This is a genomic window from Ruegeria arenilitoris, from assembly GCF_013035315.1.
Lineage (GTDB): Bacteria > Pseudomonadota > Alphaproteobacteria > Rhodobacterales > Rhodobacteraceae > Ruegeria > Ruegeria arenilitoris_D.
In genome coordinates this window covers 381,248-401,655 of the sequence record NZ_WQHP01000002.1, presented here as the reverse complement: position 1 = coordinate 401,655, position 20,408 = coordinate 381,248, and the positions used below count along the sequence as shown (strand labels likewise).

Genomic DNA, 20,408 nt, shown 5'->3' with positions numbered 1-20,408 from the left:
CAATATGGAAGGTAAGTGATCGTTCACTAATAAGCAAGAGCACAGTATGACCCTGACCACAGAAGACAGGTTCAAGACCGGCATGCAGTTGCTTGCTGCCTCGACCACGATCATCACCTCTGAGTTTGAAGGCGCGCGCGCGGGTATGGCGGCGACGGCGGTTTGTTCACTTACAGCTGATCCGCCAGCGCTGCTTGTGTGCATCAACAGAACGGCGCGGACTTATGGGTATGTCATGGACAGTCGCAGGTTTGCGGTGAACCTGGTGCCGGATGACATGACTGAGGTTGTGGGTGCGTTTTCGTCAAAAATGGACAAGGAACAGCAGTTCCACGCGGCTGGAACCTGGGCCACAGGCGATTTGGGTATCCCGGTTCTGCAAGAGGCGGTTGTGTCCTTCGAATGCGTCGTCGACAATTGGGCAAACACTAAGACCCATGCGGTCTTTTTTGGTATGGTCAAGCAAGTCCACCTTAATCCTGAAAAATCCGCGCTGATCTATGGGCGAAAAGGCTTCCACAAGCTGACTCCGCTGGACGCGTGACGCCCTTTTCGGGCGACTAAAACCGTCAGGGCAGCTTGGACGAGTATCTTCGTCTGCAAATTGCTGCACCCTGATCTATCGAAAAAAGACCGTTCAATTAAGAACGGAAACGACCTCCAGGGAGGAGACATCAATGCCAACCCTTGGCCAGCTTATTGATCGGAACGCCGACCGTTTTGGTGATCTGGATGCATATGTGGAACTGGCACGCCGCCGCAGCTGGCGCGAATTGGGCGTGCGTACAGATGCATTGGCGTATGCATTGCGTGGGCTGAGCATTCGCAAAGGTGACCGCGTTGGTGTGATCCTTTCCGACTGCATTGAGGTGGTGGAAACCATCGGGGCCTGCGCCAAGGCTGGGGCAATCCGTGTGGGGCTCAATTATCGTCTGGCACCCCGTGAAATTGGTGAGTTGATTGATGACTCCGGAGCGGACGTTCTGGTCGTTCAGGACTCGAAAGTTGCAATTGCCCAAGAGGCGCTGACCTTCAGCAAACGGCAGCCCAAGCTGATTGCAATCGGGACACACGAGCTTGAGCTGGATTATGAATCGTTGATTTCGGCCGAGCTTGACCGCGGTGCATTTGCTCATACCCCGCATGAGCAGTTGATGATTTGCTACACGACGGGTTCCACAGGGCTGCCGAAGGGCGCGATCTATCCGCACGAACTGATGATGGAGTCGATGGCCGCTGTGGCTCTGGCCGAAGGCGCGGGCCCTGATGATGTGTGGCTACATGCCATGCCCGCGTCGGGTGTTCCGATCATGCATTTGCTGCGCAACCTGTTCCACGGCACCAAATGCGCGATTATTGGTGAGTGGAATGCTGAGACAGCTTTGACGTTGATTGACCGCGAACAAGCCACAATATGCGTCCTGGTCCCGACAATGTTGAATGATCTGTTGTCATCCGGCCTGATCACGAAATTCAATTGTTCGTCTATCCGTCAGTTGGGCTACGGGTCTGCTCCGATCCCTCCGGCGACGGTTCGGGATGCGCTTAAGGCGTTTGGATGTGAGTTCCTTCAGATGTTCGGCACGACGGAACTGATGGGCATGGGCATGATGCTGACCGCAACCGACCACGAGCGCGCGTTGAAAGACGGCCACAACTGTCTCGAAAGCGCCGGGCGGCCGCTGTACTATGTGGATGTCCGGGTGGTTGACGACGAGGGCAATGATCTGCCCGAAGGAGAAGCGGGCGAATTGTTGATTCATTCGCCCTATGTAATCCCGGGCTATTGGAACCAGGCCGTGGAGTATTCCGAAACTGTGCGCGACGGATGGCTGCACACTGGGGACATCGCGGTGATTGACGCCGAAGGCTTTGTCCACCTGAAAGACCGTGCCAAATTCCGCATCAAGTCCGGTGGCTATAATGTCTTCCCGGTCGAGGTCGAAAATTGCCTGGCCGAGCATGATGCCGTGGACGAAGTCAGTGTTGTAGGCCTTCCTGACCCGAAATGGGGCGACCGCATCCATGCGGTTGTTACGCTGAGCTCGGGATCGGTGGTGACCGGTGCGGAGTTGCGCGAATATTGCCGGGGCAAGATCGCCAACTTCAAGATTCCTAAAGAGATCGAAATCTGGGAGACTTTGCCCAAAGGACCGACTGGTAAGATCCAAAAGCGTGAGATCATAGATATCTGCGGTCGCACGAGCCGAAGCGGCGCAGCCTGATCTGTTTTCTGACCCGGTCATCTTTTGCTGGGTTGGAGGGTTGCCCGAAACATGCGGCGTCAGCGAGGCAAGCCCTCTTCGGGTTGTGCCTGAGTGGCCAGCCAATGTCGGAAGCTGCGTAAAGATGGATCTTCCGACTTGGTTTTCGGCCAGACCAGATAATAGGCTCCCATCATCTCGATCGCATCGGGAAAGGCGGCGACGAGTTTGCCGGTCGCTAGGTCCTGTTCGACCAAATAGTTGGGCAGCAGCGCGACCCCCAAGCCATGCACCGCAGCCTGATTGATTGTGGTGTATTGGTCGTAAACTGTGCCGGGCAAGGCCTCGGGGTGGGCGGCTCCCATGTGGTCAAACCATTCTTGCCAGGCCCTTGGTCGGGTTTGAATGTGCAACAGGGGGAGCTTCAGCAGGTCGCTCGGAGATTCGGGTGCGCCCTTGGGTAGCAACGACGGGGCGCATACAGGCAAAACGCTCTCGGCTCGCAGCAACAGCCGGTCTGTGCCTGGCCAATCCGGCTCTCCAAAATGCAATGCCGCATCGAAGAGGTCCGTCGTAAAGCTGAATGGGCGCAGGCGGGTGGACATGTTGATCGTGATGTCCGGGTGCAGACGTGCAAACTCGGGGAGTCTGGGTACAAGCCATCGCATTCCGAATGTGGGTAGAATTGCAAGATTCAGCGTTCCACCGGGCGGTGACACGTGCAATTTCAAGGAGGCCTGAGCGATCTGGTTCAATCCTTGACGGACCTCGGCCACGTAGTCTTGTGCGACGGGTGTCAGCAACAGGCGTTTACGATCGCGGCGGATCAGATCGACGCCCAACTGCGCTTCTAGTGTCTGCAATTGCCGGCTAACCGCGCTTTGGGTCAGTGCGAGTTCGTCAGCAACCGCAGACGCCGAGCCCAACCTGTCCAGGGCTTCCAGCGCGCGGAGAGATGAGATTGAAGGGAAAAGGCGGCGCGGCGTTACCATCTATGCGATCTGCTCATAACTTGGCTCAAAACTTTGCAGTTGTTTGAGCTTTGTTCAAGCAACTAGTTGTTCGCCGGCGCCTGATGGTGGGTCACTGCCAGTCTTGGGCGTCGTAGATCCATCCGTCCTGGTGTTGTCCGACCCGGTAACCGACCGAGAATAGCTCGGTCATGCATTCGGGGTCAAAAGGTTCATCCGGTTTGGTCTGAAACTCTTTGGGAATGTAAGTGATATTGGCCTGAAACCCGTCTCGGTTGGACAGTGCTAGAATGCTTTCGATGTTACCCAGACTTTGTGAGCGGATCAGCATTTCGAACGCGCGGTTTGCGACCGCTGTGGCGTTTCCGGGCAGCGGATCGAATGTTGGTTCAAGCTTTTTGTTGTGGATCAGCCAGATGCGATTCTTCTGATTGCTCAACCCTGCGGCGCGCAGCAGTTGGCGCATTTGCAAGTCGTGAGGGTAGGCAAAAATCTCACGCGTTAACCCGCCATCCACATGCAGCTCTTCGCGTTGTACCTCGCAGTTCGTTACGTCAATTGACACAGGTTGAAAGATGACGGGTATCGAGGCTGACGCCAGAATGACGTCTCGGATCAATTCCCGCGCCCTCGGCGTGTCAGATTGGGCAATCGCCCCAACCGTTCAGCACGCCGGCTCCCTAGGCACCATGTCGTCCGCCGCCCGACAAGGCAAGAATATTCAGGCTGCGGCCCCTTGGAACCTGCGCCAGTGTTTTATCAATCTCTTCATTGACGGCGGCCAGCCGATCACGGTTGTCATCTTCAAAATACCGGCTGTCCGCACCGGTGCCGGCCGGCAGAAAGGTTTCATAGTTTTCGGCCGTAGCTGTGAGAACCGTCCGGTCATAACTTCCGGCACATGCGGTCAACACAGCATGAGGACAACAGAGAAGTACATCTGGAAAAAAGGCATCGGGCAACCTGCGGCGAAAGAGTCGCGGTTCTTTGTCGGTACCGGCGCGAATTGTTGAGTCAGTTTTGCCTAATTCTGAAGCAAACGATCGGTTCAACGTGGTGTGCGCAAGATGGCACCGATCGCCCGCGTAATGGTCGCAACCAAACGCCGAATTAAGTCTGTCGGCTGCAATCTTTAATTGTCACTATTGACAGAGATGTTTCGGTTACCTATCTCGCGTCGAGGCTTCGCTTCGACCCTGCATGTGATTGGAACAGTTTTTGCGGTCGAATTGAACAGCTTACCAACCGTAAGTTCTACGGCCTAAGGAGGGGACAGCGTGCCACAAATGTACCATGAGCTTCCCGCAGAAGCGTACACGTCGCAGGAATGGTTTGACCGCGAACAGCGCGAGATCTTTTCGAAAACCTGGCGTTTTGCGGGCTTTAAAGAAGATGTGCCTGAGCCTGGACACTATATTTCGGTTCAAGCGGGGCTGAACAATTTGTTCATTGTGATGGGCCGCGATCGCAGGCTGCGCGCGTTTCACAACATTTGTCGACACCGTGGCACGCAATTGATCCGGGCCGTCGGCAAGACACAAAAGGCGTTGACCTGCCCGTATCATGACTGGACCTATGACCTGGAAGGCAATCTGGTTTCAGTGCCGGACGAAGATCGCGAGTATGGCTCGGTCGACAAATCCTGCCTTGATCTGAAACCCGCCTCGGTCGACATCTGGAAGGGCATGTTGTTTGTGCATCCTGACCCGAACGCAGGGTCGATCATGAAATGGTTCGGCGATGTCGACGACAAGGTCGGCCCGCATGTGCCCGAAGAATTGGTGGAACATGAGGGCACTTCAAACACATATGAAATTCAGGCCAACTGGAAAATCGTCATTGAGAACTACATTGACGTATACCACCTGAGCCACCTGCACTCGAACACGTTGCAGATGTATGACCATGCTAAGGCGCAGTATGGTTGGTATGGGCCTCATTATATCTTTTGGGAACCGCCCGTAGAAGAGTTCGCGAAAGATCAGAACAAAAAGCTGCAGATGCCGAGGGTCGTGCCCGAAGATCAAAATGGCGCTTGGGTTCCGATGCTGTTTCCGGGAATTGGAATTGGTGCGTCCGAAGACGTATGGAATGTTTTCATCGTCACGCCTTTGGCTCCGGACAGGACTCGGGTTCTGAATCGGACCCGCGTGGCCAACGCCTCAAGCTGGGAGTTTTCGAAACAAGCAAGCCGTTCGGGATCCTTCTGGAACAGCTTCGGGATCAAAGGGAAATACGAAGGCGACGATGCCTATGGCGAAAACGATCCGATGGCGTCGGGCGATTTCACTCAGGAAGATGTCTATGCCTGTGAGCAACAGCAAAAATCCCTGACCTCGCCCTATTTCGAGGTTGGCCCGGCCTCTGTCGGTGAAAGCCCCGTGGTGCAGCACCAACGGGTTGTGCGCGAGTGGTTGAAGGAAAAATGATCGGTCCGAAAGACCGCCTGTCCATAGCAACTTTGTTACGGGTCTTCCGGGCAAAGATCGCGATGACCTGGGGGCTGACTCTTTTCGAAACAGCTTTGTTTGCCATTCTCCCGCTATTGATTGGCTATTCGATCGATGGCCTGTCGAATGGCGATTACACGTCGTTTGTCCATTTCGGCATTGCGATGGCAATGCTTCTTGTCGTTGGAATTGTGCGGCGTGTGTATGACACACGAGCATATGGTACGATCCGGGTTGAGCTGGGCCAGGCGCAAGCTAAGAGGGGTGCGACGCAAGAGGTTTCCGTCTTGAACGCGCGCGTTCTGATGGGGCGGGAATTGGTCGACTTCCTGGAAGGCGAAGCTCCGGAATCGATGGGGGCGGCCGTTCAGGTCGTTGTCTCAGTTGGTATCCTGTTGTCCTTCCACGGCGCGCTTGCGACCGCAGCGGGGACGGCTGCGGTGCTGATTTTGATCATCTTTGGTCTGTTTTCGCGCCGTTTCTTTCGGTTGAACGGTTTGCTGAACCAGCAATCCGAACGCCAGGTGACCGCGTTGCAGAGCGTGGATCTAAGAAAGATTGGTCAGCACTTTTTCAGACTACGTTCGCATGAAGTTCGGCTGTCGGACTCCGAGGCGTTTGTATACGGCGCTATTTTTGCCGTCTTGCTCAGTATGCTGGCGTTCAACTTATGGTTTGCGGCGACGCAAAGCGGTGCGACGGCGGGTCAAATTTTCTCGGTTGTCACTTACTCGTTCGAGTTCGTGCAATCAGTTGTGATTTTGCCGATGGTTTTGCAAAGCCTCGCGCGTTTGTCTGAAATAACCGAGCGGATCAACGCCCCTGCAGAAAAAGACAAGGCCAATGCTTGAACTGCTGGTTTCAAAAGTTCGATGCAAATCGAATAACATCAAATACATCGCCCCATCGCGTGGCACGAATGCCGGAGGCACCCAATGACCAGAGAGTTCCACCCGCTGACGGTGCGTGACGTTCGTGAAGAAATCGGCGGGCAAGCCAAATCCGTGATGTTCGACGTGCCCCCGCATCTCGCGCAGGCGTTTGCGTGGCGGGCTGGGCAGCATGTTACGCTGCGCTTTCAGATCAAGGGCGAAGAGGTGCGCAGAAGCTACTCGATCTCTTCGTCACCTGTTTCGGGCGACCCCCTGCGCATCACCGTCAAAAGGGTGAAGAAGGGGCTTGTCAGCAACCATATCAATGACAATGTGCAGCCTGGTGATGTGATTGATGTCATGCCGCCGTTTGGTAGTTTTTGTCTGGATACTGACCCGACCGAGCGGCGTACGCACTACTTTCTGGGTGCGGGCAGCGGGATTACACCTCTGCATTCCATGCTGCAATCTGTTCTGTTGGCCGAACCGTGGTCTTATGTGCATCTGGCCTATGGCAACGCAAACGCGGATAGCATCCTGTTCAAAGACGCGTTCGCCGAGTACCAAGAGGCCTTTGCGGATCGCCTGACAGTACAGCACGTGCTGTCCAAACCCTCAATGTGGTCTAGCTTCGACTATTGGCGGCGAGGAAACATCGACAAGGATGCGGTTCAGGCGTTTCTGGCCGAAAACCCGCCCTATGCCCAAAATGCGCAGTACTACATCTGCGGCCCCGGCGGTATGAATGGATCGGTGACAGAGGCGTTGATGTCGTTGGACGTGCCCGCGAACCGGATCCACATAGAAAGCTACGGTGGCGCGCAGGTCGCGGATGATGGCATAAAGGGTATTGATGCGGTCGTGGACATTACTCTGAATGGCCATCGGCAGTCCGTTCCGATAGCGCCCGGCCAAACGATATTGCAAGCCGCCCAAAAGGCCGGAATGGAGCCTCCATACTCCTGCCAGTCGGGTGTCTGCGGGGCGTGCCGGTGCAAGCTGAAGAAAGGTTCAGTTCATATGCGTGCACGGACCGCTTTGGATGACACGGAAATCGCCAAAGGGGCTGTTCTGTCTTGTCAGGCCGTTGCCACCTCGGAGAAAGTGGCAGTCATCTATGATTGACGCACTTTGTCAGGGTTTGGATTCCAAAGTCTCGGCAAGCTTCAATGCGGCAAAGTAGGACGAATACGCCCAAGTCTTGGGCGGCTTTAGTGGAATGAATGCGTCCGTCGTGATGTAAAGGTTCACGATACCATGCGCGACGATTTCACAAGCCTGCTTATCTGCCTTAGGGTGAGACGCGAGAACGATGTCCATCGCGACTTTGTAAAAATCGTCCATGGAATCCAGCAAAGGCTGACGGAGTTCCGGGTATATCTCGACGGAGTTGACAAGCGACTGGTAGCAGATGTTGATCCTTGGATCCAACTCGCCTTCTGAATTGAACAATGCCTCGATCAAGCTTCGAACGCCGGGGTGGTCAGCAAGGGCCACGCGCAGTGCTTCACTTTGACTGCTGAGGGTTTCAGCAATGTGTTCTCCCAGGGCCAGAACCATGGCTTTGCGATTGCCAAGGTGGTGTCGAATCAAAGGCCGTTTCAGCCCGGCCGCAGCCGCGATATGTTCCAGCGTTGCCCCTTCAACACCATAGGACACCACGCACGTCATGAACGCGTCCAGGACTTCTTTCTTCCGTTGATCTTGTACCGAAGGTCGACCCATGCGAATACTCTGCTTGTTTGCAATTGTTATAAGGTATCGTCTAGATAATAGACTGTCAACATGGACAATCAAAATTTTTCTTGTGGCGCTTACTTTGATTGTACGACCTAAATCTTGATTGTCATCCGATAGACTGACCAACGCGCAAGGGTAATACATGCCGCCCGCGCGTTTTCCAGGTCGCGCGGGCGCTCATCTCACTTCTGCAGGGCCAGCAGTTCGTCGAACTGCGCCTTGTCCAATCGATAGAACATCAATGCGATGACCGAGGCCATGTACACCACAAGCGTCAGGCATGCATAATTCCAGCCGAGGGCCCGAGTAACCTCGGCGGTCAGATTCGATTGGTCCGGGGATTCAGGGAACCCGACATAGGCCAAGAATACACCCGAAGCCGCCAACCCGCCTGCGCTCCCTGCCTTAAGCACAAAGGTAATGACCGAGGTAATGATCCCCTCGTTCTGAAAGCCATTTTGGCTTATGCCGAGTTCGACGACGTCCGCTGTCATCGACGTTAAAAGGGCGGTTGTCCAGACGATCAGGATGATTTGCAGAATACCGTGGGCGAACAGCAGCCAGATCAAAAGCTCGGTTCCGTTGGCGGGGAAAAAACCGATCTCTCGGAGTAGATAAGGTGCAGCGCCAATCGCGGCCGAGAGGATCGATAGAAAAATCGCGCTGGCCTTTTTGTCGCCCGTTCGGGAAATCATTCCAATCGTTATGCCGCCGATCAAAGCCCCGATCAGGTTCGCAACCAGGATCAGCGAGATCTGGTCGTTGTTCAGCTCCCAGAAGAACGAAGTCAGATAGGTCCACAACGCGGCTCCGATCCCGGCTCCCACGGCATAGATGGCCGAGCTGATGAAAATTGCGCGAAGGGCAGGCAGTTTGAAGGCCGCTATTGATTGCCGGAAGAACCCGGATGTGCTGTAGGTCGCATCATGAGAGATGTCCATCATCCGATCCTGCCAGCGTCGGGTGCCTAGCGCCGAGAAAGCGATGGCCAGAGCTATGATCACAGCGCCGACGAACCCGGCTTGTTGATACCCGGCTTGATTGAGGATGCCGTAGGGCATTGTGTCCGTCGGGACCAGCCAGATCACATACATGGCGATGACCATAATCTGACCGGCGATCCAGCCTATTGAAACCTTCAGGCCCGACAGCGTCGTTCGTCCGCCATAGTCCTTGGTCAGTTCCGGCACCATCGCGTTGTGCGGTACATCAAACAGGGTCATTGCTGTGCGCAACAAGATCGCTGTGATCAGCAGGAACCAAAATTGCTGGGTCTCGGTTATCAGCGTTTCGGGCGGATTCCAGATGAACCAGTAAAGAAGGGCAATCGGGATTATCGCCAGATAGATGAACGGGTGCCTTTTGCCAGCGCGGGAACGCGTATTGTCCGACAGATACCCGACAAGCGGGTCCGAGACTGCGTCAAAAATCAAGGCAATAGACAGGGCCAACCCAACGGTTTCTGCAGGTAACCCAATGACTAGATTGTAGTAAATCAGCAGGAAAAAGCTGAGGCCGTTTGTCAAAATGCCGTTGGCAACGCCGCCTGCCCCGTAGAAGAGCTGCATGCGTGCCGACGGTGCGTCCGTTTTGGTGTTCATTTGTGTCCTCCCGTTCGCCGAAGCCCAATTGTGTTTGGGTTCTCCGGTTTGCGCTGACGCGTTTCTTCGCGGTCTTTTTGCGCAGCCTGCGTCACTTTCCCTGTGATGGTTGCAAGTGCGCGCAGCAGGTGCGCTGGGTCGGCTTCGGTTTTAACCGGGCGTGCCCTTGATGATGTTTCGTGATTTGGAATTTGATCCGACATCGCCGCGTCGGTTGATTGAGTTAGGTCAGCGTCCCTTTTGCTTCTGCAATTCGGCAAGGAATGGGTCAGAAATTCCGTTTCGTGCGTAGCATGCAGTTTAATTGTCTAGGATGACAAATTTAGTCGCATGAAACTCACCTCATTTCAATACGTTTGTATTGAAATCGTGGTTTGCCGCACAAAACATAAAGAAAATGCCCGATTAAGCTCAATAGAGTGAGATCTTGTGTGCCCCGTGACTCAAGCATGCGATGGTTCTTGCGCCAGAGAAGCCCACCGCGAAAGACCAAAAAATGTTTATTGTCACACGAGTATACCGCTACGCGGGAAACTGCATTGATATGTTTAATCCACGCGGATCAACAGCTTGCCGGTGTTTTCTCCCCGATAGAGCATCGCAATCGCGTCTCGCGCGGCGTCTGCGCCGTCCAGGATGTGTTCATTGGCTGACAACCGGCCAGAGCGGAGCCAGTCCGCCAATTGCGCGATCGCTTCGGGAAACTGGGGCCGATAGTCAAAGGCAATGAAGCCTTGCATACAGGCCCGTGCAACCAATAGCTGGCGATGAACCCGGGGGCCTAACGGGATCGGGTCCCAATCGGCCAACGCGGCCGTCCCACAAATTGCAATACGGGCGCCTTGCGCCAGGTGAGTCATTACCGCGTCTGAGATCGGCCCACAGGTGTTATCGAAATAGCAATCCACGCCATCCGGGCAGGCGGCGCGAAGGGCTTGGGCGACGTCCTGTTCCTTGTAGTTGATGGTGGCATCATATCCGAACTTGTCTGCGCATAAACTCATTTTTTGTTTGCTCGAGGTGATGCCTACTGTCCGGCATCCAAGCACTTTGGCGATCTGCCCAACCGCGGACCCGACGGCACCAGCCGCGGTTGAAACGACGACAGTGTCGCTCGCTTTGGCCGCGCATATGTCCAGCAGGCCAAAATAGGCAGTCACGCCGTTAAGGCCCAAAATCCCCAGTGACATAGAGGGCGACAGATCGGTTTCGGTTACTTTCCGGTCGATGTTCGAGCCGTCTGATATTGCGTATCGGCTCCAACCTAGCATACCTGAAACAAGCTCACCCTCCGCGTAATCGGCGTTCCGCGAGGCGATGACTTCACCGACTGCAAACCCGCGCATGGGTGCGCCGATTTCGACCGGGGGCAGATAGTTGGGCGCATCATTGGCCCACCCCCTTTGAGCCGGATCCGCCGACCAAAAAGAGGTTTTGACCAGTACGGAGCCATCCGGCAACTCTGGCACAGGACCATCCTGAACGGTGAAGTGTTCGGCCTGAGGGATACCCTTCGGGCGGCTGGACAGGACTACGCTGCGGTTGGTCTGGGTCATGACTGTTTCTCTCAATTGTTGTCCGGGTTGCCGTCCGGACGGGGATCTTTGTAGCGGTTCAGGTCCAGAACACCGGCATGTACGGGGTTGTTGGCCAGAAACATGGCCATAACCTGATCGCTTGTTTGCCAGAAGTCAGGGCTTGTTCGACGCAGGCCAAAGGTCGCCACGAATTTCATCCAGTCTTCTTGTGACCGTACTGCTATGGCAGAAGTCACAAAGGAGTCCATCTGATCCTGCCGGACCCGGAAGAAAAAGTTCGGATAGCTTCCGACCACCCCCTGAAGAATTGACAGAACGTCGGCCTGAGGGTCCCGGCGATCTTCTTCATTGAACAGGAAAGCCACGTTGAAGTGGGCTTTGTCGTGAAGCACAGAATACAGGTCTGTTGACCCGTCTTCGGTCTCTATCAGCAATAGAGATGCATCCGGAAAGAACCGAACCCATTCACCGGTTTGATTTGCCAGCGCACGCAGTCCGGTCTGGTCATCATCAGAACAGGCGGGATCGTCACATCTGTTGATCGGGTCGGTAATCGCCCACAGGCCGTTGCCTCGATCGAGCAACTCATAAAGGAATTCCTGTTTTGGCGTGTCAGTTTCAAACGTGATACCAGTCGGAAAACTTGGGTCGACATAACGGCGGTGCCAATAGGTGTGCAGCTCGGCCAGTGTGCCCTGATACCAGGTGTCGTGCATGGCTTGGCGGATGTCGGGGGGCATGAAGAACAGAAAGGTATCCTCGCTCTCCATTCTCAACTCGTCCATATAAAGCCGGGTTGAAAGCTGGTGCTCGACCCGCCCGAACACATCGTAACCGGCGACCAGATCGTAGTAGATGCGTTCGAACACCGGAAAGTCGATGACCCAGGCGGTTTCAGGAATACCGCCGTGAAACCCGGTCATGGCCGAGGCGTTGTCGAAATGGCGAAAAACGGTGATCAGTGCTTGTGGGTTGGTGCCGTCGCCGTCCCAGATGGCATCATAACCGAACCCGGTATTATGAGCGGCGCTTTCCCGATACCGAGTCTCGCGAAACTCCAAATATTTGACCTGATTTTCGTGAGACAGGCCCTGCAGGTCCCCCAACACGCGACCATCCAGGGCACCGACGGGCAATTCCAGAAACGCCGCACCTTCGGCCAGAAAGCTTGGGTCCGTAACGGACAGATCTGCTTCGGGATCAAGGAAACTGACCCAGAACCGGTCTTCGATCACATCGACAGCGGTTTCACCGTGGCAGACAGGACCACGAATGAAACTGCGCACAAAGAACAGCGCGTCATCCAAAAGAAACTGGTAGCGGCTGCGCGCCGGGATTTCAGCGAAGGTGCTGAACGGGTTGCCGCCCTCATCTTTTCCATAGGCGGGCAGGGCAGTAACAAGCCAATCCGGTTCGAGGAATATTTGCTGATAGCGCGCCATACGTTCCAGGCCGAACGTGTAGACCAAGTGATCCTTGTGCACGATCGTTTCGTCGAACGACTGTAACCGATAATAGAAAGGTGCCGAGCCGGGATCGTCAAAGGGTCGCCGTGTGGCGATGACCTCGATCTCGGAACCAGGTGGTGTGGTCGAACGAACCAGCTGAAAGAATTGCCGTGGATTTGTTCCTGGGAAGTGCAGCCGAGCCAAAAACAAATGTTCGTAGATGTATCGGCCCATCAATTGGTAGCGGGGATCAGGAGAGTTCAAAAACGCTTCCCACGATGCGATCTGCGCTTGGACATCGTCCGACAGTTCCGGCTCTATCGGAGGCACGGGGGCACCAATTTGCGCCCAGGTCATCAACACCTGATACTCGTCTTCCGTAAGCGGAGCAGCGGCATAAGGCATTCCAGCCTTGGGGTTTGATGCGCTGTAAGCATCGAACTCTTGCGGTGTCGGGCAGGCCAATTTACGATCCAGAGCAAGGCCTAGGTCCTGCGGGAGCAGGGCATTCGCGGCCAGCGGTTCTTGGCGCCCTAGGTTGAGATACCGTTCCATCAGGGACCCGTCCTCATCATTCTGATCAGAGGAGGGGAGAACCGAGAAAAACCCAAGCGCGCGCCACTCGGGAACGGTCTGTGCGTCAATTCCCAACCGTGTCGGCTGTGCGTCGGTGAGACGTTCGGTGTGATAGACCGCCTGCTTGCTGGCCCCGCGCAGCAGACCATCCGGTGACGTCAGCTTGAGTTGGCAGGGTGCATCATAGCAACTGTGACAGACCACGCAGCGATGGTTTAGGATGTCTTGGACATCTGCCCATGAGGCGCTCTGGTCCTCAGCCCTGTCGGTATTTGACTGAGCCGCAGCCTGATCAAGAATCAGAAACCCAAAAACGGCCGCAACGGCATAGGTCAAAAGACGCCCGATTCGTAGTGTTCGCGGCATGGATGCCTCCTGATTTGGGTGATCAGAAAACGCGGAACATCGCGTCCAATTCAAAGCTATTTCCGATCTATACTACTGATTTCAGATCACTTGTCGCGCTGTGTTTTTCTGCAGACCCAGCAGAGTGCGTTTGTCGCAGTGTCACATGCAGTAAAAGAAATGTATTCAGTGTTCAGTTAACATGAATGCGTTTTGACTAGGGATTGCCGACTATGAGTGCGTCATGGATTGACCGGTTTAAGGGGCTGAGCCAACTGCCACCTGACATTCGGGATCAGCTTGAAGCAGGCAGTCAGATCGTAAGCGTTCCGGCGGGAACGCAAGTTTTTGCGCCGGGGCAGACGGCTGACAACTTGTTGTTGCTGCTGGACGGGACAATCCGTGTCCAGCAAAAGTCCGATACCGGGCGCGAAGTGTTTCTTTACCGCGTCCACGCAGGCGAAAGCTGCGTGCTGACCACGGCATGTATGCTCGCGTTCGAGGATTACTCGGCCGACGGGATTGCCGAAACGGATGTGCGCGCGGTCGCCATCCCCCGCGCGACATTTGACGATCTGGTCGCAAAATCACCCGTCTTTCGCACATTCGTATTCGCGGCCTATTCGCGCAGGATTTCGGATCTTTTTGCACTGATAGATGACATCGTTTTCCGACGCATGGATGTCCGGCTTGCGTCCCGTTTGCTAGAGCTGTCGGACGCGCGCAATGTTGTTCACGCCACGCATGCGGTGCTTGGCAATGAGCTTGGGACCGCGCGAGAGGTCGTATCGCGCACCTTGTCGGAATTCCACCGCAGGGGTTGGGTCGAACAGTCCCGGGGTGAGGTTCATCTGACGGATCGCGCCGCGCTTGAACATTTGGTCCGATCGTCCGGCATGCACCTTTGAACAAAAAAGTTCCGGGTTTGGTGACCTTGTCACCAAAGGTTGCAGGAGCGTCATGGCAAGAACGATTCATCGCATCTTGATGGAGTGAATCGTGACAACGAATATGGGAAAATTTGACCGGGCCGCGCGCATCGCTGTCGCGGGTGTTTTGGTATTCCTAGCCTTCGGTAGCGGGCTTTTGGGAACAGGCCTTTTGTTTTGGGTCGCGCTGGCCGTCTCGGCGATTTTCACCCTGACTGCCCTGGTGGGCAATTGCCCGATCTACAGCGCGATCGGCCTGAAAACTTGCCGCAATTGCGGGTGAAAAAACACCACTAACGCCAAGATCCGTAACCGGAGGAGACATTCGATATGACAGATTATTCTGTGAACCTTGAGACAACGCCGGTTGTTCAGGCCTTTTTTGACGAGGCCACGAACACCATTAGCTATATTGTCAAAGACCCGACATCGCCCGCGTGTGCGATTGTTGATAGCGTCATGGATATCGACTATGCGGCCGGCCGCATCACATATGATCACGCGGATGAGCTGATCCGGCAGATACAGGATCAGGGCCTGAAGCTGGAGTGGATCATCGAAACCCATGTCCACGCTGACCACCTGTCTGCCGCCCCTTACATTCAGGAAAAGCTGGGCGGCAAGATTGGTATTGGGTCCAAGATCATGGTGGTTCAGGACACGTTCGGAAAAGTGTTCAACGAAGGCACTGAGTTTCAGCGCGACGGGTCCCAGTTTGACGCCTTGTTCGATGATGGGGACACCTACATGGTCGGAAACATGCAGGCATTCGCCATCTATACGCCGGGCCATACTCCGGCCTGCATGGTGCATGTGATGGGTGACGCGGCCTTTGTGGGTGACACGCTTTTCATGCCTGATGGCGGTTCTGCGCGTGCGGATTTTCCCGGCGGCGATGCGGGCACGTTGTATGACTCGATCCAAAAGGTTCTGGCCCTGCCGGACGAGACGCGCTTGTTCATGTGTCATGACTATGGGCCCAACGGCCGCGACATCGCATGGGAAACCACTGTTGCCGACGAGAAGGCGCAAAACATCCATGTCGGCGGGGGCAAGACAAAGGATGAGTTCGTCAAGTTCCGGACCGAACGTGACGCGGTTCTGGACATGCCCAAGCTCATCATCCCTTCGCTGCAGGTCAATATGCGCGCAGGCGAGGTGCCGACCGATAGCGACGGCAACCCGATGCTCAAAGTTCCGGTAAACACGCTTTGATCGCGGAGGGCAGAGATATGGATCTCAGAAAAATCTCACCGCAATTCACCGCCAGCCCTCAGATTTCGATCGAGGATGTCCCGGTCATTGCCGCCAACGGATACCGGGCCATAATCTGTAACCGGCCCGATGGAGAGGCCCCCGACCAACCGTCTTTCGAAGAGATTGAGGCCGCCGCCAAAGCGGTTGGCATCGAAGCGCAGTATGTCCCTATTCAAAGCGGCATGGTGAAAGATACCGATGTGCTTGCGTTCGGGGTCGTCCTGCAAGACCTGCCCAAGCCGGTTCTGGCCTACTGCCGCACCGGTACACGGTCAGTCACCTTGTGGTCATTCCACGAGGCCCCGACGCGCCCCATGGCCGAGATTCTTTCTGCGACTGCAACGGCAGGGTACGACATGAAAGGGGTCGCGCGCCGGATTGCCAACGGTGGCAAGACACCAACAGACACGGGTGACGCACATTTCGACGTTGTTATTGTCGGCGGCGGTGCAGGTGGCATATCGGTTGCAGCGAGCCTGAGGTCGCGCAAGCCCGATCTGAACATCGCAGTGATCGATCCGGCCGATATTCACTACTACCAACCCGGTTGGACAATGGTGGGTGGCGGCATCTTCGACGCGCAAACCACCGCGCGGACGATGGGCAGCCTGATCCCAAAAGGGGTGCATTGGCTCAAGTCAGCAGTTGCGGCATTCGAGCCCGAAAACAATGCGGTGATCCTGGATGGGTGCCGAGTGGTGAAGTATGACCGGCTGGTGGTGTGTCCGGGCCTCAAGCTGGATTGGGGTGCGGTTGAAGGGTTGGAAGAGACCCTGGGCCGAAATGGAGTCACTTCGAATTACCGCTACGATCTGGCGCCCTATACTTGGCAATTGGTGCAGGATCTGCAACGCGGTCGGGCCGTCTTTACCCAGCCGCCGATGCCGATCAAATGCGCAGGCGCTCCGCAGAAGGCGATTTATCTGTCTGGTGATGCGTGGTTCCGCAGCGGCGCGCTTAAGGATATCGAAATTCAGTTCATGAATGCGGGCGGGGTGCTGTTTGGCGTCAAAGACTATGTCCCTGCGCTTGAGGCTTATGTCGAAAAGTATAGGGCCGCGTTGAACTTTTTCCACAATCTGATCGCAGTGGATGGGCCTGCCAAAACAGCCCGTTTCGAAGTGGCAAAACCAGATGCAGACAAGGAAATCGTCGAGGTCGAGTTTGACATGATGCATGTCTGCCCACCTCAGACAGCGCCGGATTTCATCCGTGTATCGCCTTTGGCCGATGCGGCGGGATGGGTCGATGTGGATCAGTCAACCTTGCGCCACAAAAGCTATGACAACATCTGGTCTTTGGGCGATGTCATGAACGCCCCGAACGCCAAAACCGCTGCTGCAGCGCGCAAGCAGGCCCCAACAGTCGCCGACAATATCGCAGCTGATATCGAGGGGCGGTCCGCAGCGGCACAATATGATGGTTATGGATCCTGCCCTTTGACGGTCGAGCGCGGCAAGATCGTGTTGGCCGAATTTGGCTATGGCGGAGCTTTGAAGCCCAGCTTCCCCTCTTTCCTGATTGATGGCACCAAACCCTCGCGCCTCGCTTGGCTTTTGAAGGAAAGACTGCTGCCGCCGATCTACTGGCAGGCAATGCTGCGCGGCAAGGAATGGTTGGCCAAGCCAGAAAAGCTGACGGTGGCAACGGACTGAACATGAACGCATCCCAGAAGGCATGGCGCCGTTATGTTCCGATCCTGGATTGGGGGCGGAGCTACACAAAATCGGCCCTGTCGAACGACCTGATTGCCGCGGTGATCGTAACGATCATGTTGATCCCGCAATCGCTGGCTTACGCTTTGCTGGCGGGGCTGCCGCCCGAGGCGGGTCTTTACGCCTCGATCGTGCCGATCCTGTTGTATGCCATCTTTGGTACAAGTCGTTCCCTTGCAGTTGGTCCGGTCGCGGTAGTGTCATTGTTGACGGCATCGGCCATAGGGCAGGTGGCCGAGCAGGGGACGGCAGGATATGCTGTAGCGGCTCTGACACTGGCATTTTTGTCGGGCGGGTTTCTGGTGTTGATGGGCATTCTGCGCCTGGGATTGCTTGCGAATTTCCTCAGCCATCCGGTGATCGCCGGGTTCATCACAGCCTCGGGTATCCTCATCGCAACCAGCCAGCTCAAGCACATTCTCGGTGTCGATGCCCAAGGGCATACGCTGCCCGAGATGGTGATGTCGATCCTGTCCCACCTGCCACAGTTGAATTGGGTTACAGTGGCAATCGGCGTTTCTGCTACCGTGTTCTTGTTTTGGGTTCGGGCGTCGCTGAAATCCACACTGCGCGCGATGCGCGTGCCCCCGTTGCTGGCCGACATTTTGACAAAGGCGGGGCCTGTTGCCGCTGTCGTCGCGACCACGGTTTGCGTCTGGGCCTTTGATCTGGCCGGACAGGGTGTCAAAATTGTGGGTTCGGTCCCACAAAGCCTGCCGCCCCTGACGATGCCCGGGTTTTCGCTGGATCTCTTGAACGCGTTGCTGGTCCCAGCCATCCTGATCTCAGTCATCGGTTTTGTCGAAAGCGTGTCGGTGGCGCAAACGCTGGCGGCCAAGAAACGTCAGAGAATTGATCCGGATCAGGAACTGATTGGTCTGGGTGCCGCCAATCTTGGAGCCGCCTTTACCGGAGGGTATCCGGTGACCGGTGGCTTTGCGCGGTCTGTTGTGAACTTCGATGCGGGGGCCGAAACACCCGCGGCAGGAGCATTCACGGCGATTGGTCTGGCCATCGCGGCCCTGGCCCTGACGCCGCTGGTATACTTCCTGCCCAATGCGACGCTTGCGGCGACGATCATTGTCGCCGTGCTTGGTCTTGTTGATTTATCGATCCTGAAAAAGACCTGGGACTATTCGCGCGCCGACTTTGCTGCTGTCACAGCAACGATACTGCTGACGCTGGGGCTTGGGGTCGAAGTTGGGGTGGCTGCTGGCGTTGCGCTGTCCGTTGTGCTGCATCTCTACAAAACGTCCCGACCGCATGTGGCCGAGGTTGGATTGGTGCCGGACACCCAGCATTTCCGCAATGTCCTTCGTCATGATGTGCTGACCGACCCAACTGTGGTGACGCTGCGCGTTGACGAAAGCCTGTACTTTGTGAACGCGCGCTTTCTTGAGGACTTGGTGCAGAAACGTGTGACGGACAGCAGTACCATTCGCCATGTCATATTGATGTTTTCTGCTGTGAATGAGGTCGACTATTCTGCCCTGGAAAGCCTCGAGGCGATCAACCGCAAACTAGCCGATATGCGTATCGGGTTGCACCTGTCCGAGGTGAAGGGCCCCGTGATGGACCGACTGAAACGGTCGCATTTCCTTGAGGAACTGAACGGGCGCGTTTTCCTGTCGCAATATGATGCTTGGATGAGTCTTTCGCCTTCCAGCACACCGGATGTCGCGGCATAACTCGGTTTCAAAAACGTCGTTGCTGGATGCCCAAGGGCGGACGGGTCCCCGTCCGCCGGATCAATCAATTGCGGTCCAGCCTTAAACCGTTGCGCCCTTGATACGAATGGCCGACCCCAGGCTGCCCGCGCAGAGGCCGATGACAACTGCGATCAACAGTTCAAACGTATTGACTTGGGCAAATGATCCATGGGCAAAGATCACGGTTTGCAGCAACGCGACAATGCCCCCCATCAACGCGCCCAGCCAGACGCGGCGCGTCATCATGCCCAGAGCCAGCCCAAGGATTCCCGGCAGGCTGATGATGTTGGCTCCGACTGTTCCCAGAAATTCCAGCATATCGTGTCCCTTTTAGTCTGCGCGCGAGGTCAGGAATGACTTGATGTCGTCGCCGTTTGTTGCAGCGTGCTGTTGCAGCTGACTTGATGTCTTTCCGGCCAGAGTGTCGATGACTTCTTGATACCGTTCTTGATGGCCCGGTGGCAGGCTGTGGGCGATACCCTGGTGGCAATCGATACAGGTCATGTTTTCGTCAATGGCGCGCTGATGTTCCGAGGCGGCGCGCGCCTCTTGCAGCGTGAAATCCATATAGTCGAAGTTGTGACAATTGCGGCATTCGCGGCTGTCAGACGCCTTCATCTTTTTCCAGACGGCCGTCGCCATGCTCAGACGATGTTCTTCGTATTTTTCGGGCGTGCTGATCGTCCCGACAAGCTCGTGATAGACGTCTTTGACCGCCATGATCTTGGCTTTGATCTTGTGGTTCCACTCGTGCGGCACGTGGCAATCGGAACAGATGGCCCGAACACCCGAGTGGTTGTTGTAATGGATCGTTTCACGGTATTCGCCGAGGTTGGTTTCCATCGTATGACAGGAAACGCAAAACTCTTCGGTATTGGTCAGCTCAAGCGTCCAGTGGAAGCCGCCCCAGAACAGGATGCCGGCCAAGAAACCCGCGAGGATCAGAAACCCAGAACTGAAGGCCACTGCTGGCGTCCAGATCCAGTTCCAGATGCGGCCAATCCAACCGCGCTTTTCAGGAGAGTCTGCCATGTCGGTGCTCCTTTCAATCTT

Annotated in this window: 19 protein-coding genes; 10 read left to right on the top strand and 9 right to left on the bottom strand. The window is 55.7% G+C overall.

Annotated elements, in window-relative coordinates; all coding sequences use genetic code 11:
* Window positions 1-46 precede the first annotated feature (46 nt).
* Together GOV53_RS06580 and GOV53_RS06575 are read left to right on the top strand one after the other, a co-directional pair.
* The gene (locus GOV53_RS06580; protein WP_170464839.1) at window positions 47-544 is read left to right on the top strand and encodes a flavin reductase family protein; all 498 of its coding nucleotides are present in this window, start codon (window positions 47-49) and stop codon (window positions 542-544) included.
* Between the two features lie 133 nt (window positions 545-677).
* Window positions 678-2,225, top strand: a complete 1,548-nt coding sequence (locus GOV53_RS06575) for a class I adenylate-forming enzyme family protein (RefSeq protein ID WP_170464838.1) — start codon at window positions 678-680, stop codon at window positions 2,223-2,225.
* A gap of 59 nt (window positions 2,226-2,284) precedes the next feature.
* Here the strand turns inward: GOV53_RS06575 and GOV53_RS06570 are convergent, their stop codons facing one another.
* The 3 genes from GOV53_RS06570 to GOV53_RS06560 all read right to left on the bottom strand — a co-directional run bounded on the left by GOV53_RS06570 (window position 2,285) and on the right by GOV53_RS06560 (window position 4,227).
* Window positions 2,285-3,196, bottom strand: coding sequence for a LysR substrate-binding domain-containing protein (locus tag GOV53_RS06570; RefSeq protein ID WP_170464837.1), 912 nt, complete (start codon window positions 3,194-3,196; stop codon window positions 2,285-2,287).
* A 91-nt stretch (window positions 3,197-3,287) separates the two neighbouring features.
* Entirely contained in the window at window positions 3,288-3,827 is a 540-nt protein-coding gene (locus GOV53_RS06565) for a patatin-like phospholipase family protein (RefSeq protein WP_367648763.1), read from the bottom strand.
* A gap of 28 nt (window positions 3,828-3,855) precedes the next feature.
* Window positions 3,856-4,227 carry a hypothetical protein gene (locus GOV53_RS06560; protein ID WP_170464835.1) on the bottom strand — a complete coding sequence of 124 codons (372 nt, stop codon included), beginning with the start codon at window positions 4,225-4,227 and terminating at the stop codon, window positions 3,856-3,858.
* A 234-nt stretch (window positions 4,228-4,461) separates the two neighbouring features.
* Here GOV53_RS06560 and GOV53_RS06555 point away from each other — a divergent pair, with 234 nt between their 5' ends.
* The 3 genes from GOV53_RS06555 to GOV53_RS06545 all read left to right on the top strand — a co-directional run bounded on the left by GOV53_RS06555 (window position 4,462) and on the right by GOV53_RS06545 (window position 7,622).
* Entirely contained in the window at window positions 4,462-5,604 is a 1,143-nt protein-coding gene (locus GOV53_RS06555; RefSeq protein WP_170465075.1) for an aromatic ring-hydroxylating oxygenase subunit alpha, read from the top strand.
* Window positions 5,601-6,476 (top strand): ABC transporter six-transmembrane domain-containing protein, encoded by an 876-nt coding sequence (locus GOV53_RS06550; RefSeq protein WP_170464834.1) that lies wholly within the window; start codon window positions 5,601-5,603, stop codon window positions 6,474-6,476. The genes GOV53_RS06555 and GOV53_RS06550 overlap by 4 nt, the downstream gene beginning before the upstream one ends.
* Window positions 6,477-6,560: 84 nt before the next feature.
* Window positions 6,561-7,622 carry a ferredoxin--NADP reductase gene (locus tag GOV53_RS06545; protein WP_170464833.1) on the top strand — a complete coding sequence of 354 codons (1,062 nt, stop codon included), beginning with the start codon at window positions 6,561-6,563 and terminating at the stop codon, window positions 7,620-7,622.
* Between the two features lie 9 nt (window positions 7,623-7,631).
* On the opposite strand, the gene GOV53_RS06540 is transcribed toward GOV53_RS06545, so the two are convergent.
* The 4 genes from GOV53_RS06540 to GOV53_RS06525 form a co-directional block, all read right to left on the bottom strand.
* Entirely contained in the window at window positions 7,632-8,222 is a 591-nt protein-coding gene (locus GOV53_RS06540; RefSeq protein WP_170464832.1) for a TetR/AcrR family transcriptional regulator, read from the bottom strand.
* Between the two features lie 197 nt (window positions 8,223-8,419).
* Window positions 8,420-9,838, bottom strand: a complete 1,419-nt coding sequence (locus GOV53_RS06535; RefSeq protein ID WP_170464831.1) for an MFS transporter — start codon at window positions 9,836-9,838, stop codon at window positions 8,420-8,422.
* Between the two features lie 548 nt (window positions 9,839-10,386).
* Window positions 10,387-11,394 carry an NADP-dependent oxidoreductase gene (locus GOV53_RS06530; protein ID WP_170464830.1) on the bottom strand — a complete coding sequence of 336 codons (1,008 nt, stop codon included), beginning with the start codon at window positions 11,392-11,394 and terminating at the stop codon, window positions 10,387-10,389.
* Between the two features lie 11 nt (window positions 11,395-11,405).
* On the bottom strand, window positions 11,406-13,766 hold the full coding sequence (locus tag GOV53_RS06525; protein WP_170464829.1) for a fatty acid cis/trans isomerase: 2,361 nt from the start codon (window positions 13,764-13,766) through the stop codon (window positions 11,406-11,408).
* A 212-nt stretch (window positions 13,767-13,978) separates the two neighbouring features.
* Here GOV53_RS06525 and GOV53_RS06520 point away from each other — a divergent pair, with 212 nt between their 5' ends.
* The 5 genes from GOV53_RS06520 (at window position 13,979) to GOV53_RS06500 (ending at window position 19,334) form a co-directional block, all read left to right on the top strand.
* Window positions 13,979-14,653 carry a Crp/Fnr family transcriptional regulator gene (locus tag GOV53_RS06520; protein WP_170464828.1) on the top strand — a complete coding sequence of 225 codons (675 nt, stop codon included), beginning with the start codon at window positions 13,979-13,981 and terminating at the stop codon, window positions 14,651-14,653.
* Between the two features lie 91 nt (window positions 14,654-14,744).
* Entirely contained in the window at window positions 14,745-14,957 is a 213-nt protein-coding gene (locus GOV53_RS06515; protein WP_170464827.1) for a YgaP family membrane protein, read from the top strand.
* Window positions 14,958-15,004: 47 nt separating this feature from the next.
* Window positions 15,005-15,889, top strand: a complete 885-nt coding sequence (locus GOV53_RS06510; protein WP_170464826.1) for an MBL fold metallo-hydrolase — start codon at window positions 15,005-15,007, stop codon at window positions 15,887-15,889.
* Between the two features lie 17 nt (window positions 15,890-15,906).
* A complete protein-coding gene (locus GOV53_RS06505; RefSeq protein WP_170464825.1) occupies window positions 15,907-17,586 on the top strand; it encodes a bifunctional protein tyrosine phosphatase family protein/NAD(P)/FAD-dependent oxidoreductase in 1,680 nt (559 codons plus the stop codon).
* A 2-nt stretch (window positions 17,587-17,588) separates the two neighbouring features.
* Window positions 17,589-19,334 (top strand): SulP family inorganic anion transporter, encoded by a 1,746-nt coding sequence (locus GOV53_RS06500; RefSeq protein WP_170464824.1) that lies wholly within the window; start codon window positions 17,589-17,591, stop codon window positions 19,332-19,334.
* A gap of 81 nt (window positions 19,335-19,415) precedes the next feature.
* Here GOV53_RS06500 and GOV53_RS06495 read toward each other — a convergent pair whose 3' ends face one another.
* Both GOV53_RS06495 and GOV53_RS06490 read right to left on the bottom strand, forming a co-directional pair.
* A complete protein-coding gene (locus GOV53_RS06495; protein WP_170423661.1) occupies window positions 19,416-19,673 on the bottom strand; it encodes a hypothetical protein in 258 nt (85 codons plus the stop codon).
* 12 nt (window positions 19,674-19,685) lie between these two features.
* Window positions 19,686-20,387, bottom strand: a complete 702-nt coding sequence (locus tag GOV53_RS06490) for a NapC/NirT family cytochrome c (protein ID WP_170423659.1) — start codon at window positions 20,385-20,387, stop codon at window positions 19,686-19,688.
* Window positions 20,388-20,408 lie beyond the last annotated feature (21 nt).

What these genes read in the sequence shown, in the direction of transcription:
- GOV53_RS06580 (WP_170464839.1), top strand. Translation starts at nt 47, where the DNA reads ATGACCCTGACCACAGAAGACAGGTTCAAGACCGGCATGCAGTTGCTT.
- GOV53_RS06495 (WP_170423661.1), bottom strand. Translation starts at nt 19,673, where the DNA reads ATGCTGGAATTTCTGGGAACAGTCGGAGCCAACATCATCAGCCTGCCG.
- GOV53_RS06550 (WP_170464834.1), top strand. Translation starts at nt 5,601, where the DNA reads ATGATCGGTCCGAAAGACCGCCTGTCCATAGCAACTTTGTTACGGGTC.
- GOV53_RS06490 (WP_170423659.1), bottom strand. Translation starts at nt 20,387, where the DNA reads ATGGCAGACTCTCCTGAAAAGCGCGGTTGGATTGGCCGCATCTGGAAC.
- GOV53_RS06525 (WP_170464829.1), bottom strand. Translation starts at nt 13,766, where the DNA reads ATGCCGCGAACACTACGAATCGGGCGTCTTTTGACCTATGCCGTTGCG.
- GOV53_RS06530 (WP_170464830.1), bottom strand. Translation starts at nt 11,394, where the DNA reads ATGACCCAGACCAACCGCAGCGTAGTCCTGTCCAGCCGCCCGAAGGGT.
- GOV53_RS06545 (WP_170464833.1), top strand. Translation starts at nt 6,561, where the DNA reads ATGACCAGAGAGTTCCACCCGCTGACGGTGCGTGACGTTCGTGAAGAA.
- GOV53_RS06500 (WP_170464824.1), top strand. Translation starts at nt 17,589, where the DNA reads ATGAACGCATCCCAGAAGGCATGGCGCCGTTATGTTCCGATCCTGGAT.
- GOV53_RS06535 (WP_170464831.1), bottom strand. Translation starts at nt 9,838, where the DNA reads ATGAACACCAAAACGGACGCACCGTCGGCACGCATGCAGCTCTTCTAC.
- GOV53_RS06510 (WP_170464826.1), top strand. Translation starts at nt 15,005, where the DNA reads ATGACAGATTATTCTGTGAACCTTGAGACAACGCCGGTTGTTCAGGCC.
- GOV53_RS06555 (WP_170465075.1), top strand. Translation starts at nt 4,462, where the DNA reads ATGTACCATGAGCTTCCCGCAGAAGCGTACACGTCGCAGGAATGGTTT.
- GOV53_RS06520 (WP_170464828.1), top strand. Translation starts at nt 13,979, where the DNA reads ATGAGTGCGTCATGGATTGACCGGTTTAAGGGGCTGAGCCAACTGCCA.
- GOV53_RS06570 (WP_170464837.1), bottom strand. Translation starts at nt 3,196, where the DNA reads ATGGTAACGCCGCGCCGCCTTTTCCCTTCAATCTCATCTCTCCGCGCG.
- GOV53_RS06505 (WP_170464825.1), top strand. Translation starts at nt 15,907, where the DNA reads ATGGATCTCAGAAAAATCTCACCGCAATTCACCGCCAGCCCTCAGATT.
- GOV53_RS06575 (WP_170464838.1), top strand. Translation starts at nt 678, where the DNA reads ATGCCAACCCTTGGCCAGCTTATTGATCGGAACGCCGACCGTTTTGGT.
- GOV53_RS06540 (WP_170464832.1), bottom strand. Translation starts at nt 8,222, where the DNA reads ATGGGTCGACCTTCGGTACAAGATCAACGGAAGAAAGAAGTCCTGGAC.